Here is a 24,500-nt window from a genome sequence, read left to right on the forward strand (position 1 = left end):
CTCTCCCTACGGCCGCGTGGTGGTTGTCGATGACCGGCGCCCGAGCAGCGCCGTCAGGACGGTGGTGAGGGGCAGCCCGTTGTCGGCACGTTCTGCCTCCTGTCGCAGGCCCCCGTCCAGGTCCGCCCATTGCTCTGGAGATAGGACCTCGCGCATCGCTTCCCCCAGAAGACGAACGGCAGGCAGGGTGTCCTGGTCGCCACTCAGCGCCTGTAGCGCGACGAAAAGCGTCGTCCGTGTCCGGCTCCGGTGCGGGGCGCTGCGAAACAGTTCGCCCCACAGTGAGCCGAGCCGAGCGGCGTTTCGCTTGTCCGCCCGGATCACGGTCGCGGCCACCAGCACGTCCGTCGGCTCCTTCCGGGCGGACAGGACGTTGAGCACCGTCTCGAAGGTGGCTCGTCGGTCTCGCTGGCGGGCGCCAGGCTCGAGCGAGCGCCGCAGTTGGATCTGTAGGAACTTCAGCACCCGACGGGTGGTGTCCGGGTCCTCTGCGGCGGTGGCGAACAGCATGCCCAATGCTGCGCAGGCGACCATTCGGATACTGGCGCTCCGCATCGCAAGGGTCCACAGCCAGCGCAGTGCGTCGGACGAGTAGCGTGCGCCCAGAGGTCCCCCGAGTGCACTCGCGGCTGTCGTCGCCCGCCGCTGGCCGGAGTTCTGCGCCCACCGCTTGGTGATGCCGAGCGCTGCCGAGGCGTTGCGGCCGTCCAAGCCGATCCAGGACAGCGTGGAGGCCGCCGCGAGGCGTTCCGGGGCGGTGCCGTCCGCCCACCGATCGAGAATCGCATGTTCGACCTCTTGGAAGGACAGCGTGCTGTAGAGCGCCATACCGATTCCGAGACGTATGTGCAGCGAAGACGGCGGGCGGGCGGCAACCTCGTCCAACCAGTCTCGAAGCGGAGCCCACAACTCGTAGCCGTAGCGGTCATGCAGCTGCCTCAGAACCAACTCCTGCATGCCGGGCTGCGCGAAGGACACGCTGCGGCCGGCAGCCTCACCGTCCAGATTCAGCTGCTTTCTGCTGTCGACGGCGATCAGGCTGTCGTTCCGGTCACGGCGTCGGGACTGCGGCATCGCGGTGCCCACGGCTACGATTCCGGGCTCCACGCCGGCAGCCGAGACGGGACCGATCCTCTGGCGATGGAGCGCCTTGAGACGGTCGAGCAGGAATTCGTACGTCGGCTCTGGCGTGCCCGCGGCGAAGGTGAGCGCGGCGACCCCAAGCACCTCGTCAACGGTCGGTTCACGATCGAACCAGGCCGTCACGCGTTCCTGCTCGGAACTCTTCAACCCGGCGAGCGCCTTCTCCGGACCGTCCGCCAGCAATTCCACGACCTTGAGGACGTCCCGGGGACAGATCAGCGTACGGACGTGCTGATACAGCTGCTCGAACGCGGGGGCGTCGCGGACTTCGCCCGGCAGTTCGGCAAGCCACTCGTCGAACAACTCGACAGGATCGGGCGCCGCCCAGTCGACCATCAGATCGGCCAGCGGGCCACGGGGCCGTACTCCGAGATTGGTGGTGATCACCAGATGCGCCTGTCCCTGCAGTGCGGCGGTGAGCCGTTGCACCTCGAACTGTTGGACGGCGCTGGCCTCTCCGTCGCGCAGTTGGTCCCGCACGATGTAACCGCCGGCGTTGCCAAACTTGAGCCGCGCCAGTTCAGTCAGGGACAACGCTGGCGAAAGGTTCGTGGGTGGAATCTGGTCCGACGCCACTTCGTGCAGCAGCGCGATCGCCCCGGTGTACTTGCCGATGCCATCAGGACCGCAGAGGACCACCATGCCGCACCGGGTCAGGACGTCCCGAGCCTTTCGGAACGCCCCCGGCGGCCGGAGATAGCGGCGAAGGGCGTGCTGCACCTCCTCGGGCCGCATCGGCCCAGTGGCCGCGGCAGGACGACCCGAGGACCCGTCGAACGACATGCCGAAGTTCGAGTTCGACGCCGAGACACCGTAGAAGTACTGGTAATTGATGTACTTCGCATGCTCATGTACCTCGTCGCGAAGGTCCTCCTCGGACTCCGCCGCTGGCGCCCTCCCCTGCGGCGCGGGGGCACCTGGGGCGTTCTCCTCGGTCGACTTCTCCGCCGCTGGCGGAACTGGGGAGCCCTGCTCGTCATCATCCATTTCGTTCGCCCCCGAAGTTGAACCCGATGACGCCGCGATCGACCGTCACACTCTTTTGGAACGTGGTGTGGTTGACGTACGTCGGGCCTTCACCCCCGCCGTAACGTGCGCCGGTGAGGTCACGGCCGGCCTGCTGCACCCCGCCCTCGCTCTCGGCTGTCGCAGCCTGCCGCAGCCGGTCACGTCCATCTGCCGCAGCGGCAGCCGCCCGGCTCTCGGCCGCAACGGGTTCCTCGTCCAGCGCGCGCTTCAGCGCCGACGGCGGAAGGCCCGGCACCCGCGCCCAGCCCACATGATCGAGTTCCTTGACGCGGACCCGCACAGGCACGAAATCGGTCGGCTTCAGGCTGGTGTGCGCCGCGACCACGGTGTCCTCGTAGACCTGGCGGGACAACATCACCGCGAGGAACGTCTCATCAGACGCATGGAGGGCCTGCCGCAGTTGGTCGCTATCCAGCAGGCGTCCCACGGTGACCGGCGCACTTCCGGCGAATCCGTTCGCGGCGCGCCACGCCGGCCCGTGGTGGATCGCCAAGCGCAGGCGGATGCACCACTCAGCCTTACGCCCTTCGTTGACCCGGCGCAGCCCGGTGTTCAGCTCGCGGACGAAGTCGTCGACCAGCAACTCTTCGCGCTGACCGGTCGGAAGCACCGAAAGCTCGCCGTCTCCGCTGCGCTGCGTATCCCAGGTGTCGTGGTCGAGACCCACACGCGACGCCGCGTCGGCGATCAGTGAGACCAGATTCTGCTGGATGTCGGTGTGTTGACGGCCGGCCCGGCGGCCGTAACCCTGCATGTCGACGGCTACGCACAAACGACGGTCGGTACTCGTAGATCGGGCCACCATGATCCGTTCTCCTGCCGCATCGGTTCGGTGGCCCCACTCTGACGTCGATCGCGCAAGATCAATCCGTCTCAGTGCGGAATCTCGTCATACATCTCCGCCGCCCGCCGCAGGCCCACCAGATCCTTGATCACCATTCGTCGATATCCGCGGACAACGAGACCGTCCTTGTTCAGGCCGTGCAGCACCTTCTCGGCGGTGCGAAGCGCGACACCGGCAAGAGACGCCAGCTCGGCCTGAGTCAGGGCAACACCCAGGTCCCAGCCGTTCGCTGTCGGATGGCCGTAGATCCGCCCGATCTCCAGAATGATCCGGCTGAGCCGCACCCCGGCGGGACGAGTAGTGATGTCCACTCGTCGACTGTTGGACCAGCGCAACCGCTCGCTCATCATGCGCATGATCTCCAGCGCTGCGTCCGGATACGAGCCGACGAATGTGGTCAACTCGGCACGGCTGATGATCCGGGCGCGCGTTTCCACAGACGTGACCACGCTGGCGGAGCGGGGTCGCCGCTCCAGCGCCGCCATCTCGCCGACCATGTCGCCGGAGACCCGCACTGCGAGCATCGACTCCTGGTCCGCGTCCATCGTGGTGACCTTGACGATGCCGGAGAGCAAAAGATAAACGTGGCTGTCGCGGTCCCCCTGCCGGATGATCACACGGTCGGGCGGGAACAATACGCCGGTCCCGGTTCCCAACAGTGCTCGGCTCGTCGTCGGATTCATCCGACCTAGGAGCGTCGCCCTCGGCCAGGCCCGCAATTGCGCCTGCCCATTGCACGGACCGTTCAACGCGCCTCCGAATTATTCCCGCATGACTCACACGAAGCGCAGTCCAGAAGACATGAGAGCAGCAGGAACAGTCAAGAGCACGATCGACGTACGCCACCTGGACCGTCTTGCCAGATCAGCTCGTTCGGTCGGAGCAAAATGGCGGCGGACGGGCCGGCAGATCAGGCGTTACGTCGGCGACTCCCTGCGGCCGTCTCATAACGAGCGACATTGCCGGAGATCATCTGCAGCCGATCGAATGGCAGGTGACGGATAAATGACGGCCCCGTCCACTGTTCCGCCTGTCACCCCTCCTGGGGTCGCAGGCGTACGCGGCGCAGCAGTTGGGCGTTGAGCGCCACCACGATCGTCGAGGCGGACATCAGGATCGCCCCGACCGCCGGGCTGAGCGTCACCCCGGCCCAGGCCAGCACGCCCGCGGCCAGCGGAAGGGCGACGACGTTGTAGCCGGCCGCCCAGCCCAGGTTCTGGATCATCTTGCGGTACGAGGCCCGGGACAGCCGGATCACGCCGGTGACGCCCCGCGGGTCGGACGAGGCGAGCACCACCCCGGCGGACTCGATCGCCACGTCGGTGCCGGCGCCGATGGCGATGCCCACGTCGGCCCGGGCCAGGGCGGGAGCGTCGTTCACCCCGTCGCCGACCATCGCCACCCGCAGCCCGCGCCGTTGCAGGTCGGCCACGGCGTCGTCCTTGTCGGCGGGCAGCACCTCGGCGAAGACCTCGTCGACGCCGGGACGGAAACCGAGGTCGGCGGCGACCGCCTCGGCGACCGACCGGGCGTCCCCGGTGATCATCACGATCTTGCCGATGCCCTGCTCCCGGAGCTCGGCGATCGCCTCCCGGGCCTCGGGGCGGACCTGGTCCTCCAGCGCCAGGGCACCGAGAACGGTGGCCGTGTCGCCGTCGAGGCGCAGCAGGTGCAGCACCGCCGCGCCCCGGCGCGACCAGCCCGCCTGCCGGTCGGCCAGGTCGTCCGGCATCCGCGCGCCCAGCTCGCGCAGCAGGGCGGGACCCCCGACGGCGTACGCCGTGCCGTCGACCTCGGCGCGGACGCCGCGCCCGGTCAACGAGCGGAACCCCGTCGCCCGCCCGGCCACGCCGCGCCCGGCCCCGGCGGTCACGATGGCCCGGGCCAGCGGATGCTCGCTGTCCGCCTCCACCGCCGCGGCCAAGGCGAGCACCTCGTCCTCGCTGCCGCCGCCCGTGGCCGCCACCCCCGACACCACGTGCTCGCCCCGGGTCAGGGTGCCGGTCTTGTCGAACAGCACCGCGTCGACCGTGCGCATCCGCTCCAGCGCCAGCCGGTCCTTGACCAGGATCCCGCCCCTGGCCGCCACGGCGGTCGACAGCGCGATCACCAGCGGGATGGCCAGGCCCAGCGCGTGCGGGCAGGCGATCACCAGCACGGTGACGGTACGCACCACGGCCGCACCGAGGTCGCCGAGCACGGTCCAGGTCACCAAGGTCGCCAGGGCCACCACGGTCGCGACGTAGAACAGCCAGGCGGCGAAGCGGTCGGCGAGCACCTGCGCGCGACCGCTGGACTGCTGGGCCTGGGCCACCAGGCGCTGGATGCCGGCCAGCGCGGTGTCCTCGCCGACCGCCTCGACGCGTACCCGGATCGCCGCGTCGGTGGCCACCGTGCCGGCGACCACCCGGTCCCCGACGCCCCGGGAGACCGGCCGCGACTCGCCGGTCACCATGGACTCGTCCAACTCGGCGCCGCCCTCGACGATCCGACCGTCGGCCGGCACCCGCGCGCCGGGCCGGACCAGCACCAGGTCGTCGACCCGCAGGTCCGCCACGGACACCCGCTCGACCCCGCCGTCGGCCGCCACCCGCTCGGCGTCGTCGGGCAGCAACGCCGCCAGGGCGGACAGCGCGCCCTGCGCCTGCCCGATGGCCTTCATCTCCTGCCAGTGCCCGAGCAGCATGATCGTGACCAGGGCGGCGAGTTCCCACCAGAAGTCCAGGTCGAAGACGCCGAGCGCGGTGGCCGCCGAGGCGACGTACGCCACCGTGATGGCCATCGCGATGAGCAGCATCATGCCGGGCGCCCGGTCGCGCACCTCCCGCGCGGCCCCGGCCAGGAACGGCCAGCCGCCGTAGAGGAAGACGACGGTGCCGAGGACCGGGCCGACCCATGCCATGCCCGGGAACTCGAGCCGGTATCCGAACCAGTCCATCACCATGTCGCTGGTCAGCACGATCGGCACCGTCAGCGCCAGGCTCAGCCAGAACTTCCGGCGGAACATCTCCGGGTCGTGCCCGGCGTGCTTGTCGTGCCCGGCGTGCCCGCCCGCGCCCGGAGCGTGCTGGCCGGCGTGCGCGTCGGAGGTACCCGTCGCGCGGGGCGGGTGGCCGTCGTGGTGGTGCGTCCCGTGGGGCATCTGCGCCTCCTCACGACCACCATACATACCCCCACCGGGTATCGGCTGACGGATCGGCCCGGCGGAGGCGGACGGGGGTTTGCGGCGGTGGGCGCCGGGAAGCCCGACGGTCGACCCCGGGCGAGAGGGAGATGACGCATGCACGTGCTCCACGGAGGTCCGCCGCGCCCCCGGAACGCGTCGTGAGCGGGCCGGTCGCCGGCGAGCCGGTCGGTGAGCTGGAACTCGTCCACTCCTTCACCGGCCCGATGCCCACCGGCGTGAGCGTCTCGCACACCGGCCGGATCTTCGTCAACTTCCCGAAGTGGGGCGACGAGGTGCCCGCCACCGTGGTCGAACTGCGCGACGGCCGTGAGGTGCCCTTCCCCGACGAACGGTGGAACAGCCCGTCGAGCGACGACGACGCCGAGGCGTTCGTGTCGGTGCAGAGCGTCGTCGTCGACCCCGCCGACCGGCTCTGGGTCCTCGACACCGGCAGCCCGATGTTCCGTCCCACCACGCCCGGCGGCCCGAAACTGGTCCGCGTCGACCTGGACACCGACACCGTCGCCCAGGTGATCACCTTCCCGACCGACGTCGCCCTGCCCAGCACCTACCTCAACGACGTGCGCTTCGACCTGCGCCGCGGCGAGGCGGGCACCGCCTACGTCACCGACTCCTCCGACTCCGGCCCGAACGGGATCATCGTGGTGGACCTGGCCAGCGGCGCGTCCTGGCGGCGGCTGCACGACCATCCGTCCACGAAGGCCGAGCCACTGGAGACGTTCCGGCCCGTGGTCGAGGGCCGGCCGTTCCTGGAGCGCCCCGCCGACGGGCCAACGAAGCCGGTGACGATGGGCGCGGACGGCATCGCCATCTCCGCCGACGGGTCCCGGCTCCACTACTGCCCGCTCGCCTCCCGCCGCTGGTACAGCGTGTCCACCGACGCGCTCACCGACCGCTCGACGGCCGACGACCAGGTCGCCGCGTCGGTCGTGGACGAGGGCGACAAGGGCGGCGCCTCCGACGGCCTGGAGACCGACGACGCCGGCCGGCTCTACCTCACGTCGTACGAGCACGACGCGGTGCTGCGCCGCCTCCCCGACGGCGGGTACGAGACCGTGGCGCACGACCCGCGGCTGCTGTGGCCCGACACCATGTCCGTGGCGAGCGACGGGCACCTGTACGTGACCGCCAACCAGTTGCACCGCCAGGCGAAGTACCAGCGCGGGCAGGACCTCCGGCGCAAGCCGTACGCCCTGTTCCGCGTCCGGATCGACGCCGGCCCGGTCCGGTTGCGCTGACCATCGCCCCGGACGACACGGCGCCGGCACCCCACGCGGGATGCCGGCGCCGTCTCGTCCGGGGACGGTCAGCTCATGGTGGCGAGCAGGTCCCGGCAGGCCCGCTCGCACGCGCGGCAGGCCTCGGCGCAGATCCGGCAGTGCTCGTGCATGCCCGCGTGGCCGGCGCACTCGTCGCCGCACGACTTGCAGGCGGTGGCGCACGCCTCCAGCAGCGTGCGGGTGATGTTGGCGTCGTAGCCGGTGTGCCGGGACAGCACCCGGGCGGTCGTCGTGCAGATGTCCGCGCAGTCCAGGTTCGTCCGTACGCACTTCGTCAGCTCGGCGACCATGTCCTCGCTCAGGCAGGCGTCGGCGCAGGCGGTGCACGCCTGGGCGCAGGTGTTGAGCGCCTCGACGACGGCGGCCAGCTTGGCCCGGTCCAGGTTGATCGACTTCGGGTACGTCTCGAGCATCGGCATCGTGGTGCTGGGCACGGCGTTCTCCTCTCGGTCATTGCCTGTGCACTACCCGCGACCGTCGCCCGGCATGCGGCCACCGGCGGTACGGCGGGATGAGCGCTGGAGTGAGCCGGCCGGAGATCGGGTAGAACGGAACCATGGGCCAGCTGAGCAGTTCCCCACCCCCGACGCAGGCCGTTGAGCTGCGGCGATGGACGTTGCAGGAGCCGGCGGACCTGCGTGCCCTGCGGGCGTCCCTGCACGAGGAACTGACCGGCGACGTGCTCGGTGAGGGCGAGGCCCTGGCGGAGGTCCCCGAGCTCGTCGCGCTGATCGCCACGGAGCTAGCGACGAACGCCCTGCGCCACGCGATCCCACCGACCATCGTCCGGCTGCTCGCGACCGACGACTACCTCATCCTCGACGTCGCCGACCACGATCTGGGGTCCCTGCCGCAGCTCGCCGAGGCCCGGCCCGTCGGCGACGGCGGGCGCGGCCTGGAGCTGGCCCGCGCCCTCTCCCTCGACGTCGGCTGGTACGCCACGGGCACCACCAAGAACATCTGGGCGTCCTTCCCCCGCACCGAGCGCCTCAGTGGCGCGCGGAGCGCCTGACCGGGCACCGGCCGGCGCGGCGGCGCAGACCCCGGGAGCGGAACGGCCGGCCGGTAGGCTCACCCCGGGGCGACGAACCGGTCGAAAGCCCCCGTCCCCGGCGTCCCGGCAGGTCGCAGGCCCGGCGCCCGTTCCGGGGCGGCCTACACTGGTCAGCGTGAGGCAACCAGCATGATCAGCAGCGAACGGCGGACCGCGCCGGGCAGTCACATCTGCTGGTCGTACGACGACCTGGAATCCCTCGCCGACCAGGCGGAGCGCCACCTCGCCGCGGGCCTCGCGGCCGGCGAGCGCTTCTGGTACGTGACACCGCGCCCCTCGGACCTGGTGGCCGAGCGGCTGCACGCGCTGCCGAGTTTCACCGACGCGGTGCGCCGGGGCGCCGCCGCGGTGGTCCCCCTGGTCTCCACCTACTCGCCCGACCAGGTCGTCGACCCGACGACGCAGGTCGCCGCCTACGCGGCCGCCACGGACGAGGCGCTGGCCGCCGGCCACACCGGGCTGCGCGTGGTCGCGGAGGCCACCGAACTGGTCCGCACCCCGGCCCAGCTCGACGTCTTCACCCGCTACGAGCACCTCATCGACCGCTACATGCGCACCCGGCCGTTCAAGGCCATGTGCGCCTACCACCGGCTGAAGCTGGGCGACCGGGCGGTCACCGAGTTGGCCTGCATGCACCCGCAGACCAACGTCGAGGACCTGCTGTTCCGGTTGTACGCCGTGGCGCCCGCCGACGGGCACGCCGCGCTCGCCGGCGAGCTGGACATGTCGAACCACGACCTGTTCCGCACCGCCCTGGACCGCGCCGACCTGCGGCCCACCGACGGTGAGCTGGTGCTGTCGGCGGCCGACCTGCGTTTCGTGGACCACCGCGCCCTGACCCACCTGGCCGAGTACGCGCACCACCGCGGCGCGACCGCCGTGCTGCGCACCTCCCGCTCGGCCGCGGCCCGCCTGGCGGAGCTGCTGGACCTGCCCGGCGTGCGGGTGGAGGTCACGCCATGAGGACGGGTGCGGCTGCCCAGCACCACGGCTACTACCACGAGGCCGTGCGCTACGACTCCGACGACGAGCTGCTCGCCGTGGCGGTGCCGTTCCTGCTCGGCGGCGTCGAGGCGGGCGAGCCGACCTTCGTGGCCCTGGGCGAGCGCACCGGCGGGCTGCTCCGCTCGGCGCTGCCGGCCGGTTCCGGGGTCGAGTTCCTGCCCGGCGGCGACGTCTACGCCCGGCCCGCCGCCGCCATCCGCTCCTACCGCCAGCTCCTCGCCGAGCAGGTGGCCGCCGGCGCCGGGCAGATCCGGATCATCGGTGAGGTGCCCCCGGTCTCGTTCGGCGCGACCTGGGACTGGTGGGCCCGCTACGAGTCGGCGATAAACCACGCGTACGACGACTTCCCGCTGTGGAGCATGTGCGCGTACGACACCCGGATCACACCGCCGGAGGTGCTGGCGGACGTGGCCCGGACGCACCCCCGGTTCGCCACCCCCGACGGGCGGCACGTGGCCAGCCCGACCTGGACGCCGCCGAGGGAATACCTGCGGCAGGGCCCCCGGGTCGTGCCCGACCCGGTCCAGGCGCAACCGCCGGCTGTGGAGCTGACGGACCCGACGGCGGCCGAGGCGCGCGCCGCCGTGCACAAGGCCGACCAGGGCCAGGTGCCGGACGACGACGTGGAGGATCTGGTCGTCGCGGTGAGCGAGATCGTCACCAACGCGCTGCGCCACGGCAGGCCGCCGGTCCGACTGCGCGTGTGGGCCGGCGACGACCGCATCGTGGCGACGGTCAGCGACGGCGGCGACGGGCCGGGCGATCCGTTCTGCGGGCTGCTCCCCGTGTCCGACGGCGCCCCCGGCGGGCTCGGCCTCTGGATCACCTACCAGTCCTGCAACCACGTCACCTGGCAGCGCGACGAGGCCGGGTTCACGCTCCGGCTGACGGCCGGGAAGGCGTACACCGGCTGACCGGGACGGCCCGCCATCCCACCACCTCGCATCGCTCGCCACCCCCGAACTACCCGGGACCGGCCCGAACCATGCGGAAGTTCCCCGCCGACGGGACGGCCATGGAGCGGCCTTCCGGTGGCACGGGTCACGACCGGCGGACGGCGCGCGGGCCCGGCGGTACCTTCGGCGGGCGGGCGACGATCGTTTCCCGGCGCGGAAGAAGCAGACCCCAGGAGGACACGGCCGTGCCGGACGCCGAGGAACTGGTCAACGACGCGCTCGCGGCGGTACGCGGCACCGACGTACGCCTCGCGGAGCGGCAGCTGGACCGGCTGATGATCGGGACGGGTGCCGCGGACGGCGCGGCGGCGGTGGACGCCGCGCTCCTGCGCCGCCTGGCGCGGGGCGTGGGGCGGCTGGCCCAGCGCGGCTGGCAGCCGGTGGACCTCGGCCGGCTCGCCGCCCGTCGGCTCGACCCCCGCGCGGCCGGGCTGGTCACCGACGCGCTCGCCGCGCAGCGCCGCGAGCTGGCCGACCCGGTGCCGCCGTGGTGGGACGACCAGCTGCGCGACCTGGGCGCCGGGGTGTGGTGGGACGCCGACGAGAGCCACCTGGCCGCCTGGTCCATTCGCGCCGGGTGCGACCGGTTCACCGCGCTGCGGGCGGCGGTCGACGCGCTGGCCCTGGTCGAGGGGCTCCCGCCGATCGCCGTGCTGCGCCCGCCGCCCGGCGCGCCCGAAACGGCCGTCGCGCGCGGCGGGTCGGGCAGCGGCTCCCGGATGCTCGACCGGGTGCGGGCGCTGCTGGCCAAGGCGGAGTCGACCACCTACCCGGCGGAGGCGGAGGCGCTGACCGGCAAGGCCCAGGAGCTGATCGCCCGGCACAGCATCGACCAGGCGCTGCTGGCGGGCGTCGCCGAGCCCGCCGACCGGCCCGGCGGGATGCGCCTCGGCACCGAGCCCCCGTACGCGGGCGCGAAGGCGCTGCTGGCGCAGGAGGTGGCGGCGGCGAACCGCTGCGAGGCCGTCTGGTCCGACGACCTCGGCTTCACCACCGTGCTGGGCTGGCCGGCCGACCTGGAGGCGGTCGAGCTGCTCTACACCTCGCTGCTGGTGCAGGCCACCGCCGCGATGCTGCGCGGCCGGGGGGAACGGCGGGCCAGGAGCACCGGCCGGCGGACCCGGGACTACGACGAGTCCTTCCTCAACGCCTTCGCGCTGCGGATCGGCGAGCGGCTGCGGGCCGCCACCGACGCGGCCGACCGGGAGGCGACGGCGCAGGCCGGGCCGGAACGGCTGCTGCCGGTGCTCGCCACCCGCGCCGAGGCGGTACGCGAACGCCTCGACACGCTCTTCCCCGGCGTCGTCCGGGGGCGGCTCACGGTGCGCGACGCCGAGGGCTGGTCGTCGGGCACCTCCGCCGCCGACCGCGCCTCGCTCGGCGCCGGCCCCGCCCCGAAGCGCCAGGTACGCGGCCGGCGCTGAGATTCCGCACCGCCGGCTGTCGGAACCGGCGGGTCGGCTCCGACCCCTCACCGGAAACGCGCCACCATGGGCTCGGCCGAGGAAACGAGGAGCACCCGATGAAGTACATGCTGCTGATCTGGAACCGTCCGGGGTTCGTGGACGGGCTGTCGGAGCAGGAGCGCAGCGCGCTCTTCGGCGAGGTCGACGAGCTCATGCGGGAACTGACCGAGTCGGGCGAGTTCCTCGGCGGCCAGGCCCTGGCCGACCCGTCGCAGGCGCGTACGGTCCGGCTGGCCGGTGACCGGCCGGAGGTGACCGACGGGCCGTACATGGAGAGCAAGGAACAGTTCGCCGGCTACCTGATGGTCGACTGCGACAGCCCCGAGCGGGCCGCCGAGATCGCCGCCAGCTGGCCGGACGTGCGGCGGGGCTTCGGCGTGCTGGAGGTGCGGGCGATCATGGACGAGGCCGGGACGGAAATGTGAGCGGAGGCCATCTGGAGGACCTGCTGCGCGACCTGGCGCCGCAGGTCCTCGGCCTGCTCGTCCGCCGGCACGGCCAGTTCGACGCCGCCGAGGACGCCGTGCAGGAGGCGCTGCTCGCCGCCGCCGTGCAGTGGCCGCAACAGGGCGTGCCGGACAACCCCCGGGCCTGGTTGCTCACCGTCGCCACGCGCCGGCTGACCGACGAGTGGCGCAGCGAGCGCGCCCGGCGCAACCGGGAGGCCGCGCTGGCCGCCCGCGAGCCGGCGTACGCGACGGTCGCGCCGGCCGTCGACGAACAGCCACCGGCAGGGGACGACACGCTGGCCCTGCTGTTCCTCTGCTGTCATCCGGCGCTGGGCCGGTCGGCTCAGGTCGCGCTGACGCTGCGAGCGGTCGGCGGCCTCACCACCGCGCAGATCGCGAGGGCGTACCTCGTGCCCGAGGCGACGATGAGCCAGCGCATCCGCCGGGCCAAGCAGCGGATCGAGGCCGCCGGGGCACGGTTCACGATGCCCGCCCCCGGGGACCGGGACGAGCGGCTGCGGGCCGTGCTCCAGGTGCTCTACCTGATCTTCAACGAGGGGTACACCGCGTCCAGCGGGCCGGACCTGCACCGGGCCGACCTGACCACCGAGGCGATCCGGCTGGCCCGGCTGGTGCACCGGCTGCTCCCGGGCGACGGCGAGGTGACCGGGCTGCTGGCGTTGATGCTGCTCACCGACGCGCACCGGGCCGCCCGCACCGGGCCGGCCGGGGAGCTGGTCCCGCTCGCCGAGCAGGACCGCGACCGCTGGGACCACGCCGCCATCGACGAGGGGACCGCGCTGGTCACCGAGGCGTTGACCTGGTCACCGCCCGGCCCGTACCAGCTCCAGGCGGCGATCGCCGCCGTGCACGCCGAGGCCCCGTCCGCCGGACGTACCGACTGGCGGCAGATCCTGGCGCTCTACCGGCTGCTCGCCCGGACCGCCCCGAGCCCGATGGTCACCCTGAACCAGGCCGTCGCGGTGGCCATGGTGGACGGCCCCCGCGCCGGCCTGGCCCTGCTCGCCCCGCTCGACGACGACGACCGCACGGCCGGGCACCATCGGCTCGCCGCCGTCCGCGCCCACCTGCTGGAGCTGGCCGGCGAACCGGAGCGGGCGCGGGCGGCGTACCTGGCCGCGGCACGGGGGACGACGAGCCTGCCGGAGCAGCGCTACCTGGAGTTGCGGGCCGCCCGGCTGACGGGGACCGACGAGTCCCGGCGGCTGCGCGAACCACATTGACGGACGCCGGCCGGCGTGCGGCACGGGGGTGCATGCCGGCCGGCGTCCCGGGTCAGGCGTCCACGCCGGTTCCCGGGCGACGTGCCCGTGGGCTTCAGGCGCGGCACTCGCGGGTCAGCTTCGGTGGGATCGCGGTGAAGGTGGAGTCCATCCAGGCGGCCGGCCGGGACGCCCGGGAACCGGCGTCGATCCGGTCGGCGGTCTCCCGGATCAGGGCGCGGATCTCCGGGTCGGCGGCGCGGCGGGCCTGCGCGCGTACGTCGTCCGCCAGCCCCGCCAGGTTGCGCCGGAGCTGGTCGGCGACCTGCTCACCGGTCAGGTCGCGGGTGACCGAGGCCGCCGAGTCGGTGGCGATCCTCCGGCTGCCGGCGAGGATGAGCTGGTCGACCTCGCGGCAGACCTCGACGGTGTTGGCGGCGGTCGTGGCGACCGGGGAGGGGCTCGGGACGGCGCTCGCCGGGGCCGTCGGGCTCGGCGGGGCCGCGCCGGTCGGGGCGGCCTCCTCCCGCGCGGTGTCCTGGCATCCCACGGCCAGCACCCCGAGCGCCACCGTGGCGGCGGCGCGGCGCGCGTAGACGACGGATCGGGACACGGGACCTCCCGTTCGGGGTCTCGGCCTTCCCGGGGGTGACGGCACGGGTGCGGCCGGCGCCGGGCGGCGGGACGTCGACCTGCCAACGAGTGGCGCCGGCCGAGGGAAACGTCCGCCGGACGCGCCAGTACGCCCTCCGCCGGGTCGGCTGGAGACCGATCCGGCGGAGGGCGCGTACTCGGGTCAGCTCTTGAAGGCGTCCTTGATCTTCTCGCCGGCCTGCTTGAGCTTGGCGCTGGCCTGGTCGTTACGCCCCTCGGCCTCGAGCCGTTCGTTGTCGGTGGCCCGGCCGGCGCCTTCCTTCAGCTTGCCGGCCGCATCCTCGGTCGTGTTGTTGACCTTGTCTTCGAAACCCATGTCGACCTCCCGATTGGCGGTGCCGGTACGCCCCTGGAATACCCCGCACCGCCACCGCCCAACCGTCCGGTCGCCCACCGCCGACGGACGGCCCGGCCGGCGGGCCGGCGGGCCCGCCACGATCGGTGCCGCCGGCCCCTGACAGATGGGGCCGGCGGCACCGGTGCGGAGGGGGTCAGGAGACCGGGCGGAAGCCGCGCAGCCGGAGGCTGTTGGCGACCACGAAGACCGAGGAGAAGGCCATCGCGGCACCGGCGATCATCGGGTTCAGCAGGCCGGCGGCGGCCAGCGGCAGGGCCGCCACGTTGTAGGCGAAGGCCCAGAACAGGTTGCCCTTGATGATGCCGAGGGTGCGCCGGGCGAGCCGGATCGCGTCCACGGCGGCCATCAGGTCGCCCCGGACCAGGGTCAGGTCGGACGCCTCGATCGCCACGTCCGTGCCGGTGCCCATCGCCAGGCCGAGGTCGGCCTGGGCCAGCGCGGCGGCGTCGTTGACCCCGTCGCCGACCATCGCCACCGCCCGCCCCTCGTCCTGGAGCCGCCGCACGACGTCGACCTTGTCGGCGGGCAGCACCTCGGCGACCACCTCGTCGATGCCCAACTCGGCGGCCACGGCGCGGGCGACGGTGGTGTTGTCGCCGGTCAGCAGCACCGGCGTCAGGCCGAGCGCGCGCAGCTGTGTGATCGCCGCCCGGCTCGTCGGTCGGACCACGTCGGCCACCGCGAGGACCCCGCGGGCCCGGCCGTCCCAGCCGGCCAGCACCGCCGTCCGCCCCTGGGCCTCCGCCGTGGCCGCCGCCCGCGCGACCTCCTCCGGTACGTCGAGGCCGTGCTCGCGCAGCAGCCGGGGCCGACCGATGAGCACCTTCCGGCCGTCGACCGTCCCGCTCACGCCGAGCCCCTCGGCGTTGGCGAACCCGGTCACCGGCGGCAGCACGCCCGCCTCGGCCGCCCCGGCGGCGACGGCCCGGGCGATCGGGTGCTCGGACGCGGACTCCAGCGCCCCGGCGAGCCGCAGCAGTTCCTCGCGCTCCTCGCCGGCCGCCGGGACCACGTCCACCAGCGTCATCCGACCGGTGGTGACGGTGCCGGTCTTGTCCAGCACGACGGTGTCCACCTGCTTCGTGGACTCCAACACCTCCGGCCCCTTGATCAGGACGCCGAGCTGCGCGCCCCGGCCGGTGCCGACCAGCAGGGCGGTCGGCGTGGCCAGCCCGAGGGCGCACGGGCAGGCGATGATCAGCACCGCCACGGCGGCGGTGAACGCGGCGGTGCCGCCCGACCCGTTGCCGAGCCACCAGCCGAGGGTGCCCACCGCGAGGGCGATCACGATCGGCACGAAGACGCCGGAGATCCGGTCGGCCAGCCGCTGCACCGCCGCCTTGCCGGTCTGTGCCTGCTCGACCAGCCGGGCCATCTGGGCCAGTTGGGTGTCGCCGCCGATGCGGGTGGCGGTGACCACCAGCCGGCCGCCCGCGTTGACGGTCGCGCCGATCACGGAGTCACCCGGACCGACCTCGACCGGGACGGACTCGCCGGTGAGCATGCTGGCGTCGACCGCCGAGGTGCCCTCGTCGACCACGCCGTCCGTGGCGATCTTCTCACCGGGCCGCACCACGAACCGGTCCCCCACCACGAGCTGGTCCACCGGGATCCGGGTCTCCGCGCCGCCGCGCAGCACCGCGACGTCCTTGGCGCCGAGTTCGAGCAGAGCCCGCAGGGCCGCGCCGGCGGTCCGCTTCGCCCGCGCCTCGAAGTAGCGGCCGGCGAGGATGAACACGGTCACCCCGGCCGCCGCCTCCAGGTAGATGTTGCCGGCGCCGTCGGAGCGGTTGATGGCGAGACTGAACGGGTGGGTCATCCCCGGCGTACCGGCGGTGCCGAGGAAGAGCGCCCAGACCGACCAGCCGAACGCCGCCAGGGTGCCGAGCGAGACCAGGGTGTCCATGGTCGCCGCGCCGTGCCGCAGGTTGATCCAGGCCGCCCGGTGGAAGGGCAGCCCGCCGTAGGCCACGACCGGGGCGGCCAGGGTGAGCGACAGCCACTGCCAGAAGTCGAACTGCCAGGCGGGCACCATCGCCAGCACGATCACCGGCACGGTGAGCACGGCCGAGACCCACAGCCGGGTACGCAGGCCGCGCAGCTCGTCCACCGGCTCGGCGGCCGGTTCGCTGCCGGCGGGCGTGGGCGGGGGCGGCAGGGCCGCCGTGTAGCCGGTCTTCTCCACCGTGGCGATCAGCTGGTCCGGGGTGACCTCGTCGGCGTACCGGACGGTGGCCTTCTCCGTGGCGTAGTTGACGGTGGCGGTCACCCCGTCCATCCGGTTCAGCTTCTTCTCGATCCGGGCCGCGCAGGAGGCGCAGGTCATCCCGCCGATCGCCAGCTCGATCTGGTTCGGCGCCGTCAGCAAGGGCTTGGTGGTCATCATGCTTCCCGTCAGTCGTGCCCGTGACCGGGGACGCCGTGGTCGGCGCCGGCGGTCGGGGAGCTCGTGGCGGCGGGCGTGCCCGCCGTCGGGGAGCTGGTCGCCGCCGGCACACCCGGCGCGGTCGGGCTGCCGGCGACGACGGTGAACTCGGCGGTACGCACCACGCCGCCGTGCTTGAAGTCCAGGTAGAGGCGGTACGCCCCGGCCGACGGCATCTCCGCCGAGAAGCTCACCTCGGGGCCGGGTCGCGTCCGCCCGTCGCCCGGCTCGCCGTGCGGGTGCACGTGCAGGTACGCCAGGTCGCCCTGGCGCAGCGCCACCAGGTGGCCGTACGCGCCCAGGTAGGGCTCCAGGTCGGTGACCGGCGCGCCGGCGCGGCTCACGGTCAGGGTCAGCTCGGCGGTGCGGCCGGGCTCCGGGGCGCCGTTGAGCGTGACGGTGTAGCCGTCGACCGTGGTGCTGGTCGCCGGGGCGGGCAGGGGCCGCCCGGTCAGCGCGCCGGGGACGGTCACGTCGACGCCGAGCGTCAGCGCCTCGCCCCCGGTCGGGGTGAAGTCGGCGAACGCCCGCCAGACGCCGGGCCCGGCGAGCGGCGAGTCGACCCGCCAGGTGCCGTCCGGTGCCATCTCGGGGTGCACGTGCCGGAAGCCGGAGAGGTCGCGGCGGGCCACGATCAGGTGCATGCGCTTGTCGTGCGCCACGTCGTACGCGGTCACCGCCCGGCCGTCCGGACCGGTGACCTGGAAGGCGAACTGCCCGGCCGGGGCGTCCACCGGGCGCAGGGTGTAGCCGCGGTCGGAGACGAGCAGGCCGCCGGGCAGGTGCGCCGCCGCGCCGTTGTCGCTCCCGTGTCCGTCCTCGCCGCCGTTGCCGTGCCCCCCGGTGGCGTCGTGCGGGGCTTCGGCGGGCGGCGCCACGGGGTCGGCCACCCGGCCGACCCCGTACGTCGCGCCGAACACCACCGCGAGGCCGAGGGCGAAACCGCTCAGCTTCGTCGCCGTGTTCATGGTGTGCCTCGTCTCCCCCGTGCCCGCCGTCAGGCGCCGACGAGGTCGTAGCCGGCCTCGTCGACGGCGGAGCGCACGGTGTCGGTTTCCAACGGACCCTCGCTGGTGACGGTGACCTGACCGGCGGCGACGTCGACCTGGACGTCGCTGACGCCCGGGATCGCGCCGACCTCGGTGCTGACCGCGGTGGCGCAGTGCCCGCAGGTCATGCCCTGCACCTGGTACGTCGTGGTGATCATGGAACTCTCCTCTCGACGCCTCCAGCCTATACCCCCCAGGGGTAAATCGGAGGCGGACCGGCGCCTGTGCCATGTACCGGTACCCGGTGGGGGTATCCCGGTCAAGAGCGAACGTACCATACCCCCGAGGGGTACGGTATCCTCGACCCCATGACCACACCGACGCCCACCCCGACCAGGGGTTACACCGCCACCAAGGATCAGCTGCTCGCGCGGCTGCGCCGCGTCGAGGGGCAGGTCCGTGGCATCGAGAAGATGGTCGACGAGGATCGCTACTGCATCGACGTGCTCACCCAGATCTCCGCGATCCAGGCCGCCCTGGACAAGGTCGCGCTGGGCCTGCTCGACGGGCACGCCCGGCACTGCATGCGCGAGGGCGCGGCCGAGGGCCGCGCCGACGAGATGGCCACCGAGATGATGGCCGCCGTCGGCCGCCTGATGAAGCGCGGCTGACCCGCCCCGGCACCCGGCCCCGCGACGAGCGCGCCCCCACGGCGACGCCATTCCTCCGACACCACCCGCACGACCTGCGCCCGGATGTCGGGGTGGCTACCATTCGGCCGGTGGCCCTCCGGATTCCGCACCGCCCGCCCCGCGCGCCCCGCCGGGCGGCGGCACCGCCCACCCGCGACCGGGCAGGGGCCCAGGACCGCGGTACGTGACCGCACCGCCACGCGGAAGCGATCCCCGTCCCGGCCACGCGGCGACGGGTGAACCGACCGGCCCCGCCGGCACGTACCCCGCCCTGGATTCGTAGGGAGACACTCGATGGGCGCCGACCACAGCCGTCCCGCTCCGTCCGCCCCGCCGAGGGTGCGACGGATCCTCGTCGCGACGGTGGTGCCCCTCTTCGTCGCCACGCTGATCGCCGCCCTGGTGCTGTGGCCGTGGGACGCGCCCGACCCGGCGACCGGCACCGACGCGCCCCGCTACCACGGCACGGTGACCCGGGTGGTGACGGAGCCGTGCCCGCCCGCCCCGGAGGCCCCGGAGGGAAGCCCCGACGCGTCGCAGGGCCCCTGCGGCACGGTCACCGTGCAGGTGCAGGACGGCCCCGACGCCGGCCAGCAGGTGGAGACGCCGGTGCCCGCGGGCCCCGGCGCGCCGACCGTCGCCGTGGACGACGAGATCATCCTGGTCGAGCTCACCGACCCCGCCGACCCCACGGCCAGCACCTACAACATCGCCGAGCACCAGCGCGGCGAGCCGCTGGTCTGGCTGGTGGCGCTCTTCGCGGCCGCCATCGTCGCCTTCGGGCGGTGGCGCGGGCTGGCCGCGCTGGCCGGCCTGGCGGCGAGCTTCGCCATCCTGCTGACCTTCGTGCTGCCGGGCATCAGCGCCGGGAACCCGCCCCTGCTGGTCGCGGTCGTCGGCGCCGCTCTGATCATGTTCGTGGTGCTCTACCTGACCCACGGCGTGACCGCGCAGACCTCGGTCGCCGTGCTCGGCACGCTGGGCAGCCTGGTGCTGACCGGTGTCCTCGGCACGATCGCCACCGCCGCGACCCACCTGACCGGGTTCGGCTCCGAGGACGCCACCACGCTGTCGATGTACCAGGCCGACGTCGACCTGCACGGGCTGCTGCTGGCCGGCATCATCATCGGCTCCCTCGGCGTGCTGGACGACGTCACGGTGACCCAGGCCGCCACGGTCACCGAGCTGGCGCACGCCAACCCCGGGCTGTCCCGGACACAGCTCTACCGGGCGGCGACCCGGGTCGGCCGGGCGCACATCGCCTCGACGGTGAACACCATCGTGCTGGCGTACGCCGGTGCCTCGCTGCCGGTGCTGCTCCTGCTGACCGCCGACTCGCGGGCGGTGACCCAGCTTCTCACCAGCGAGTTCCTCGCCCAGGAGATCGTCCGCAGCGCGGTCGCCACCCTGGGCCTGATCGCCGCCGTGCCGCTGACCACCGCGCTGGCGGCCCTGGTGACCACGGCCGGCCGACGCGGCGGGGACGCCAGCGACCGCGCCACGCCCGCGCCGACGCCCCGGCCGGCCACCGACCGGTCCGAGGCGCTGGAGGCCCTCAGCGGGCCGCGTGGGGACACGCCGTCCGCCGCGCCCGCCGGGGGCAGAAGTACGGACATCGCATGGTGACGCTCCTCAGCGTGACCGAACAGAACGTTCGACCTGATAAACGCGTCACTGCTCACCGTCCGCCATTACGAAATAACGCATTTAGTCGGCTTAGGGACGTAGATCCCCGGGAGCGTTCTCGGGTAACCTCGCTGCCGGTCACCGCCGAAGGCGCGCAGCGGCGCCTGCGGTGCCGCCGCCCAATCGCCGCGAGGCGAACCGGGGACCCAGGTACGTGGGGTGAATCCGCGACAGCGGTAGGGGCCACTTCCGCCCCGAACCCGTCAGCTAACCCGGTCGGCGGTCGACGGAAGGGAAAACTGTGACGGCACCCCTACGCCGCTGGTTGACGCCCGTGGTGGCCGTACTCGCCGCCCTGGCGGTCTTCGCCGGGCCTCTCCCGGCAGCGGCCGCGCCCACCCCGCCCAAGCCCTCCGGGCACGGGGACGACGAGCCCAAGCTGCTCGACGACCTCATCGAGGCCCGGAACCGGTCCTACGTGCAGGCCAAGGCGAAGCTGGCCAATTCGAAGAAGCGCCAACTCGAACTGGCCCTGGAGGTCTCCCGGGCGCAGGCCGAACTGAACGCGCTGGCCCCCCAGGTCAGCCAGATCGCCGCCCAGTCCTACCGCACCGGGCGGATCGGCGCGGTGTCCATGCTGCTGGACACCGCCAGCCCCGACTCGTTCGTCAAGCGCGCCGCCGCCCTCGACGAGCTCAACCTGGTCAACTCCAAGAAGCTCGCCGAGGTGAACGCGGTCAAGGACCGCGCCGAGCAGGCCAAGCTGGCGCTCGACACCGAGGTCCGCGAACAGCAGAAGCTGACGAACGAGATCGCGCGCGGCAAGCGGGAGGCGGAGAAGGCGCTCGCGCTGGTCGGCGGCAGAGGGCTGACCAGTGGCAAGGTGGTCGCCACCTCGCCGGTGGCGAAGATCGCGCCGGGGCGGGCAGCCGACGGCGACTGGACGCCGCTGTCACCCACCGAGGACGACCCCACCACCTCCGGCCGCATCACCGCGCGCACCCTGCACATGTACAAGGAGGTCAAGCGGGCCGGCTTCAACCGGTTCGTCGGCTGTTACCGCTCCGGCGGGCCGTACGAGCACCCGAAGGGCCGGGCCTGCGACTGGTCGCTGCAGAGGAGCGGCTTCTCCCCCTGGCACAACGACGACACCTACATGTACGGCAACAACCTGACCGCGTTCCTGGTCCGCAACGCCGACCGGCTCGGCGTCTACTACGTGATCTGGAACAGACAGATCTGGTTCCCGGCGACGGGCTGGAGTTCCTACAGCGGTCCGTCGAACCACACCGACCACGTCCACGTGTCGCTCTGGTAGACACGCACACGCGCGGCACAGCCGAGAGCGCGGACAGGGCCGCCCCGCCGAACGCGGGGCGGCCCTGTCTCGTCGTACGGACCCGCCCGCCACGGCGGTGACGGGCGGGCGGTGGGCGGTTGTTCAGGCGAGCGCGGCGCTGGCCGCCGTCTCCGGCGCGTCGGCCGTACGGGCGGGCACCTCGGCCACCGTCCGCACCTCGCCGGCGGTCAGCCGGTACGACATGCCGACCACCCCGCAGCGGCCGGCGGCCACCTCCACGGCGAGGACGGCGGAGCGGCCCAGCATCGCCTCGACGGTGTGCGCGATGTGGATGTCGACGATCCCGTCGATGTCGTCCACGCCCTCGGCGGCGGCCCGGCGCAGGCTCGGCACCACGGCGTCCACCACGGCGCACAGGTGCCCGACCGGCGGGGTGCCGGTGGCGTCCGCCGTACGCGCCGCCTGGACGGCCCCGCAGGAGTCGTGCCCCAGCACCACCACCAGCGGCGTGCCCAGGACCGTGACGGCGTACTCCACGCTGCCCAGCACCTCGGGACCGATGGTGTGCCCGGCGGTGCGGACCACGAAGAGGTCACCGAGGCCGCGGTCGAAGATGATCTCGGCGGCGAGCCGGGAGTCGGAACAACCGACGATCACCGCGAAGGGGTGCTGCCCGTCGGCGACCGCGGCGCGGTGCCCGGCGTCCTGGTTGGGGTGGCGCGGGGCGCCGGTCACGAACCGCCGGTTGCCGGCGTGCAGCTCGGCGAGCGCCTGCCTGGGACTCGTGGGGACGGCGAACGCGGTGCCGACGTCGGCCGGGGCCCCGGCCGTGGCCGGCACCGGGAGCGTCCGCTCCGGGCCGGGTTGCGTTCCTGGCGATCCGGGACGACTCATCCCACACCTCGCTACCTCACGTGAACGGCCTGGTCACCCGGGCCGACGCTGGACGCGGGCTGCCACCACCGTCACACGCACTGCAAGATACGTCAAGGGATGCGTGATATGCATTTCATGTGTTCGGCGGCCCTGGCGCGACGGCGGCCGGGCCTCCGCGCGTCCGTCGGCCGCGAGGGCGCGCAGGAAAACACGAAGCAGGGGCCATACGATGGCGGGCATGGCGACGACAGGGGAGAACGGGAGCACCCGCAACTGGACCTTCCTCACCAACCATGGGCACGTGCTGCTCGCCATCGCCCGCAACCCCACCGCCCGGCTCCGCGACCTCGCCGACGAGGTGGGCGTCACCGAGCGGGCCGCGCAGGCGATCGTCGCCGACCTGGAGGCCGGCGGCTACCTGAACCGCACCCGGGTGGGCCGACGCAACGAGTACACGCTCAACCCCGCCGGGCGGTTCCGGCACCCCGCCGAAGCGGACCGGCAGGTCGGCGCCCTCCTCGCCCTCTTCGCCGACGACCAGGAGCCGGCCGAGGCCACCGAGCGTTCCTGACGAGGGGTCCGGGCGGCGGCACGCCGCTCCGGCCCCCGGCGGTAATCTCACCGCGTGCACGAGAGTTTCCGACCGGGCGGGACCGGGCCGGCCCGCCGAGGCGGGCGCGGTGCCCGCGCGGTCCTCGGTGGAGCGGCCGCGGTCCTGCTCGGCACCGCCGTCATCGCCCCGTCGCCCGCCTCGGCGGCGGTCCCCCGCTGCGGGCCCCCCGGCGTCGCCGCCCCCGCCGAGACGCCGTGGCCGCTGAGGAGACTCGAACCCTCGTCGGCCTGGCGGATCTCCCGGGGCGCCGGCGTCACGGTGGCGGTCATCGACTCCGGCGTCTCCGCCCTCCACCCCGCCCTGAAGGGCCAGGTCAAGGCGGGCCGGGACTTCAACGGCCTGCCGCAGCAGCAGGGCCGCTGCGACCTCGCCGGCCACGGCACCATCGTCGGCGGCATCATCGCCGGGAAGGAGGGCACCGGCGCGTCGTTCAGCGGCATCGCGCCGCAGGCCAGGATCCTCCCGGTACGCGTCCTGCCCGACACCAAAACCACCGCCGACGAGGGGCTGCCGGGGCAGATCGCCGAGGCGATCCGATGGTCGGTGCAGAACGGCGCCGACGTGATCAACCTGTCGCTGGTGACCCTGGACCGGCAGGATCTCGCCGACGCCGTCCGCTACGCCCTCGACGAGGGGGTGGTCGTGGTGGCCGCCGCCGGCAACCGCCAGGAGAACCAGCAGGACAGGCCCGCGTTCCCGGCCGCCTACCCCGGGGTGATCGCGGTCGCCGGGGTGGACGAGGAAGGCGGTCACGTGGGCAGCTCGGTCAGCGGGGACTACGTCGACCTCGCGGCACCCGGGCTGAACATCCTCGGCCCGGCCCCCGGGGGCGAGGGCTTCCTCGCCGAGCCGCAGGGCGGCACCAGCTTCGCCGCCGCGTACGTCTCCGGAGTGGCCGCGCTGGTCCGGGCCGCCCACCCCGACCTCGACCCGGAACAGGTCGCCGACCGGCTGATCCGGACGGCCGACAGCCCGCCCGAGGGGAAGAACGCCGAGGTCGGCCACGGGGTGGTGAATCCGTACCGCGCGGTGGCGACCGTGCTCGGCACCCGTACCGACCCGCCGGCCGGCGCGATGCCGGCACCGCCCTCCACCGAGGACCCGCTCGCCTGGCAGGGCACCGTCGCGGTCTGGGCCGCCGCCGTCGGCGCGCTCGTCGCCGCGCTGCTGCTGTCCGTCAAGCCGATCCTGATCCGGGGGCGACGCCGGGGCTGGCGCCCGGGCCGCCGCCCGTCCGCAACGGACGCCACGACCGGCTGACGCCCTTCTCCCGCACCGCCCCGCTCCCGCCCGGACAGCGTCGAGCGCCGCCCACCGGTGCGGTGGACGGC

General features: G+C 73.4%; 23 protein-coding genes and 1 riboswitch. Of the genes, 12 read left to right on the top strand and 11 right to left on the bottom strand.

Annotated features, from left to right (window positions below):
* Positions 1 to 6: 6 nt before the first annotated feature.
* The 4 genes from ACPXCB_RS23970 to ACPXCB_RS23985 all read right to left on the bottom strand — a co-directional run bounded on the left by ACPXCB_RS23970 (position 7) and on the right by ACPXCB_RS23985 (position 6,158).
* Complete coding sequence (locus ACPXCB_RS23970; protein WP_425877778.1) at positions 7 to 2,130, bottom strand: hypothetical protein; 2,124 nt, start codon at positions 2,128 to 2,130, stop codon at positions 7 to 9.
* Positions 2,123 to 2,926, bottom strand: coding sequence for a hypothetical protein (locus ACPXCB_RS23975; RefSeq protein ID WP_425877779.1), 804 nt, complete (start codon positions 2,924 to 2,926; stop codon positions 2,123 to 2,125). The genes ACPXCB_RS23970 and ACPXCB_RS23975 overlap by 8 nt, the downstream gene beginning before the upstream one ends.
* A gap of 119 nt (positions 2,927 to 3,045) precedes the next feature.
* Positions 3,046 to 3,699: a Crp/Fnr family transcriptional regulator gene (locus ACPXCB_RS23980; RefSeq protein WP_425877780.1), complete on the bottom strand. Its 654-nt coding sequence runs from the start codon at positions 3,697 to 3,699 to the stop codon at positions 3,046 to 3,048.
* Between the two features lie 350 nt (positions 3,700 to 4,049).
* Positions 4,050 to 6,158 (bottom strand): copper-translocating P-type ATPase, encoded by a 2,109-nt coding sequence (locus tag ACPXCB_RS23985; protein ID WP_425877781.1) that lies wholly within the window; start codon positions 6,156 to 6,158, stop codon positions 4,050 to 4,052.
* Between the two features lie 182 nt (positions 6,159 to 6,340).
* On the opposite strand from ACPXCB_RS23985, the gene ACPXCB_RS23990 reads away from it, so the two are divergent.
* Positions 6,341 to 7,441, top strand: a complete 1,101-nt coding sequence (locus tag ACPXCB_RS23990) for an L-dopachrome tautomerase-related protein (protein WP_425877782.1) — start codon at positions 6,341 to 6,343, stop codon at positions 7,439 to 7,441.
* A 68-nt stretch (positions 7,442 to 7,509) separates the two neighbouring features.
* Here ACPXCB_RS23990 and ACPXCB_RS23995 read toward each other — a convergent pair whose 3' ends face one another.
* Positions 7,510 to 7,917, bottom strand: coding sequence for a four-helix bundle copper-binding protein (locus tag ACPXCB_RS23995; RefSeq protein WP_225852248.1), 408 nt, complete (start codon positions 7,915 to 7,917; stop codon positions 7,510 to 7,512).
* Between the two features lie 122 nt (positions 7,918 to 8,039).
* Here ACPXCB_RS23995 and ACPXCB_RS24000 point away from each other — a divergent pair, with 122 nt between their 5' ends.
* The 6 genes from ACPXCB_RS24000 (at position 8,040) to ACPXCB_RS24025 (ending at position 13,657) form a co-directional block, all read left to right on the top strand.
* Complete coding sequence (locus ACPXCB_RS24000) at positions 8,040 to 8,495, top strand: ATP-binding protein (RefSeq protein WP_425877783.1); 456 nt, start codon at positions 8,040 to 8,042, stop codon at positions 8,493 to 8,495.
* 171 nt (positions 8,496 to 8,666) lie between these two features.
* Positions 8,667 to 9,500, top strand: coding sequence for an MEDS domain-containing protein (locus tag ACPXCB_RS24005; protein ID WP_425877784.1), 834 nt, complete (start codon positions 8,667 to 8,669; stop codon positions 9,498 to 9,500).
* Complete coding sequence (locus ACPXCB_RS24010) at positions 9,497 to 10,456, top strand: anti-sigma factor RsbA family regulatory protein (protein ID WP_425877785.1); 960 nt, start codon at positions 9,497 to 9,499, stop codon at positions 10,454 to 10,456. The genes ACPXCB_RS24005 and ACPXCB_RS24010 overlap by 4 nt, the downstream gene beginning before the upstream one ends.
* Before the next feature lie 227 nt (positions 10,457 to 10,683).
* Positions 10,684 to 11,922 carry a DUF2786 domain-containing protein gene (locus ACPXCB_RS24015; RefSeq protein ID WP_425877786.1) on the top strand — a complete coding sequence of 413 codons (1,239 nt, stop codon included), beginning with the start codon at positions 10,684 to 10,686 and terminating at the stop codon, positions 11,920 to 11,922.
* Positions 11,923 to 12,020: 98 nt separating this feature from the next.
* A complete protein-coding gene (locus ACPXCB_RS24020; RefSeq protein ID WP_151455124.1) occupies positions 12,021 to 12,389 on the top strand; it encodes a YciI family protein in 369 nt (122 codons plus the stop codon).
* Positions 12,386 to 13,657: an RNA polymerase sigma factor gene (locus ACPXCB_RS24025; protein ID WP_425877787.1), complete on the top strand. Its 1,272-nt coding sequence runs from the start codon at positions 12,386 to 12,388 to the stop codon at positions 13,655 to 13,657. The genes ACPXCB_RS24020 and ACPXCB_RS24025 overlap by 4 nt, the downstream gene beginning before the upstream one ends.
* Before the next feature lie 94 nt (positions 13,658 to 13,751).
* Here ACPXCB_RS24025 and ACPXCB_RS24030 read toward each other — a convergent pair whose 3' ends face one another.
* The 5 genes from ACPXCB_RS24030 to ACPXCB_RS24050 all read right to left on the bottom strand — a co-directional run bounded on the left by ACPXCB_RS24030 (position 13,752) and on the right by ACPXCB_RS24050 (position 18,280).
* Positions 13,752 to 14,249: a hypothetical protein gene (locus ACPXCB_RS24030; protein WP_425877788.1), complete on the bottom strand. Its 498-nt coding sequence runs from the start codon at positions 14,247 to 14,249 to the stop codon at positions 13,752 to 13,754.
* A 183-nt stretch (positions 14,250 to 14,432) separates the two neighbouring features.
* Positions 14,433 to 14,606 (bottom strand): CsbD family protein, encoded by a 174-nt coding sequence (locus tag ACPXCB_RS24035; RefSeq protein WP_151455121.1) that lies wholly within the window; start codon positions 14,604 to 14,606, stop codon positions 14,433 to 14,435.
* 175 nt (positions 14,607 to 14,781) lie between these two features.
* The gene (locus ACPXCB_RS24040; protein ID WP_425877789.1) at positions 14,782 to 17,034 is read right to left on the bottom strand and encodes a heavy metal translocating P-type ATPase; all 2,253 of its coding nucleotides are present in this window, start codon (positions 17,032 to 17,034) and stop codon (positions 14,782 to 14,784) included.
* Positions 17,035 to 17,042: 8 nt separating this feature from the next.
* Entirely contained in the window at positions 17,043 to 18,041 is a 999-nt protein-coding gene (locus tag ACPXCB_RS24045) for a hypothetical protein (RefSeq protein WP_425877790.1), read from the bottom strand.
* 29 nt (positions 18,042 to 18,070) lie between these two features.
* Positions 18,071 to 18,280, bottom strand: coding sequence for a heavy-metal-associated domain-containing protein (locus ACPXCB_RS24050; protein WP_132231826.1), 210 nt, complete (start codon positions 18,278 to 18,280; stop codon positions 18,071 to 18,073).
* 150 nt (positions 18,281 to 18,430) lie between these two features.
* Between ACPXCB_RS24050 and ACPXCB_RS24055 the strand changes: the two genes are divergently transcribed.
* From ACPXCB_RS24055 to ACPXCB_RS24065, 3 genes are all read left to right on the top strand, one after another.
* Complete coding sequence (locus ACPXCB_RS24055) at positions 18,431 to 18,733, top strand: metal-sensitive transcriptional regulator (protein WP_132231828.1); 303 nt, start codon at positions 18,431 to 18,433, stop codon at positions 18,731 to 18,733.
* Positions 18,734 to 19,048: 315 nt separating this feature from the next.
* The gene (locus ACPXCB_RS24060; protein WP_425877791.1) at positions 19,049 to 20,380 is read left to right on the top strand and encodes a YibE/F family protein; all 1,332 of its coding nucleotides are present in this window, start codon (positions 19,049 to 19,051) and stop codon (positions 20,378 to 20,380) included.
* Positions 20,381 to 20,546: 166 nt separating this feature from the next.
* Positions 20,547 to 20,678: riboswitch (cyclic di-AMP (ydaO/yuaA leader) on the top strand.
* A 3-nt stretch (positions 20,679 to 20,681) separates the two neighbouring features.
* Positions 20,682 to 21,698 carry a coiled-coil domain-containing protein gene (locus tag ACPXCB_RS24065; protein WP_425877792.1) on the top strand — a complete coding sequence of 339 codons (1,017 nt, stop codon included), beginning with the start codon at positions 20,682 to 20,684 and terminating at the stop codon, positions 21,696 to 21,698.
* 123 nt (positions 21,699 to 21,821) lie between these two features.
* Here ACPXCB_RS24065 and ACPXCB_RS24070 read toward each other — a convergent pair whose 3' ends face one another.
* Positions 21,822 to 22,574: a carbonic anhydrase gene (locus tag ACPXCB_RS24070; protein ID WP_425877793.1), complete on the bottom strand. Its 753-nt coding sequence runs from the start codon at positions 22,572 to 22,574 to the stop codon at positions 21,822 to 21,824.
* Positions 22,575 to 22,785: 211 nt separating this feature from the next.
* On the opposite strand from ACPXCB_RS24070, the gene ACPXCB_RS24075 reads away from it, so the two are divergent.
* Together ACPXCB_RS24075 and mycP are read left to right on the top strand one after the other, a co-directional pair.
* Positions 22,786 to 23,127: a helix-turn-helix transcriptional regulator gene (locus tag ACPXCB_RS24075; protein ID WP_393171644.1), complete on the top strand. Its 342-nt coding sequence runs from the start codon at positions 22,786 to 22,788 to the stop codon at positions 23,125 to 23,127.
* 54 nt (positions 23,128 to 23,181) lie between these two features.
* Complete coding sequence (mycP, locus tag ACPXCB_RS24080; RefSeq protein WP_425877794.1) at positions 23,182 to 24,429, top strand: type VII secretion-associated serine protease mycosin; 1,248 nt, start codon at positions 23,182 to 23,184, stop codon at positions 24,427 to 24,429.
* Positions 24,430 to 24,500: the final 71 nt, after the last annotated feature.

This window comes from Micromonospora sp. DT62 (assembly GCF_049847285.1).
Lineage (GTDB): Bacteria > Actinomycetota > Actinomycetes > Mycobacteriales > Micromonosporaceae > Micromonospora > Micromonospora reichwaldensis.

Coding starts and splice junctions, on each gene's coding strand:
- ACPXCB_RS23970 (WP_425877778.1), bottom strand. CDS start 2,130: ATGGATGATGACGAGCAGGGCTCCCCAGTTCCGCCAGCGGCGGAGAAG.
- ACPXCB_RS23975 (WP_425877779.1), bottom strand. CDS start 2,926: ATGCAGGGTTACGGCCGCCGGGCCGGCCGTCAACACACCGACATCCAG.
- ACPXCB_RS23980 (WP_425877780.1), bottom strand. CDS start 3,699: ATGAATCCGACGACGAGCCGAGCACTGTTGGGAACCGGGACCGGCGTA.
- ACPXCB_RS23985 (WP_425877781.1), bottom strand. CDS start 6,158: ATGCCCCACGGGACGCACCACCACGACGGCCACCCGCCCCGCGCGACG.
- ACPXCB_RS24000 (WP_425877783.1), top strand. CDS start 8,040: ATGGGCCAGCTGAGCAGTTCCCCACCCCCGACGCAGGCCGTTGAGCTG.
- ACPXCB_RS24005 (WP_425877784.1), top strand. CDS start 8,667: ATGATCAGCAGCGAACGGCGGACCGCGCCGGGCAGTCACATCTGCTGG.
- ACPXCB_RS24010 (WP_425877785.1), top strand. CDS start 9,497: ATGAGGACGGGTGCGGCTGCCCAGCACCACGGCTACTACCACGAGGCC.
- ACPXCB_RS24020 (WP_151455124.1), top strand. CDS start 12,021: ATGAAGTACATGCTGCTGATCTGGAACCGTCCGGGGTTCGTGGACGGG.
- ACPXCB_RS24035 (WP_151455121.1), bottom strand. CDS start 14,606: ATGGGTTTCGAAGACAAGGTCAACAACACGACCGAGGATGCGGCCGGC.
- ACPXCB_RS24040 (WP_425877789.1), bottom strand. CDS start 17,034: ATGATGACCACCAAGCCCTTGCTGACGGCGCCGAACCAGATCGAGCTG.
- ACPXCB_RS24045 (WP_425877790.1), bottom strand. CDS start 18,041: ATGAACACGGCGACGAAGCTGAGCGGTTTCGCCCTCGGCCTCGCGGTG.
- ACPXCB_RS24050 (WP_132231826.1), bottom strand. CDS start 18,280: ATGATCACCACGACGTACCAGGTGCAGGGCATGACCTGCGGGCACTGC.
- ACPXCB_RS24055 (WP_132231828.1), top strand. CDS start 18,431: ATGACCACACCGACGCCCACCCCGACCAGGGGTTACACCGCCACCAAG.
- ACPXCB_RS24060 (WP_425877791.1), top strand. CDS start 19,049: ATGGGCGCCGACCACAGCCGTCCCGCTCCGTCCGCCCCGCCGAGGGTG.
- ACPXCB_RS24070 (WP_425877793.1), bottom strand. CDS start 22,574: ATGAGTCGTCCCGGATCGCCAGGAACGCAACCCGGCCCGGAGCGGACG.
- ACPXCB_RS24075 (WP_393171644.1), top strand. CDS start 22,786: ATGGCGGGCATGGCGACGACAGGGGAGAACGGGAGCACCCGCAACTGG.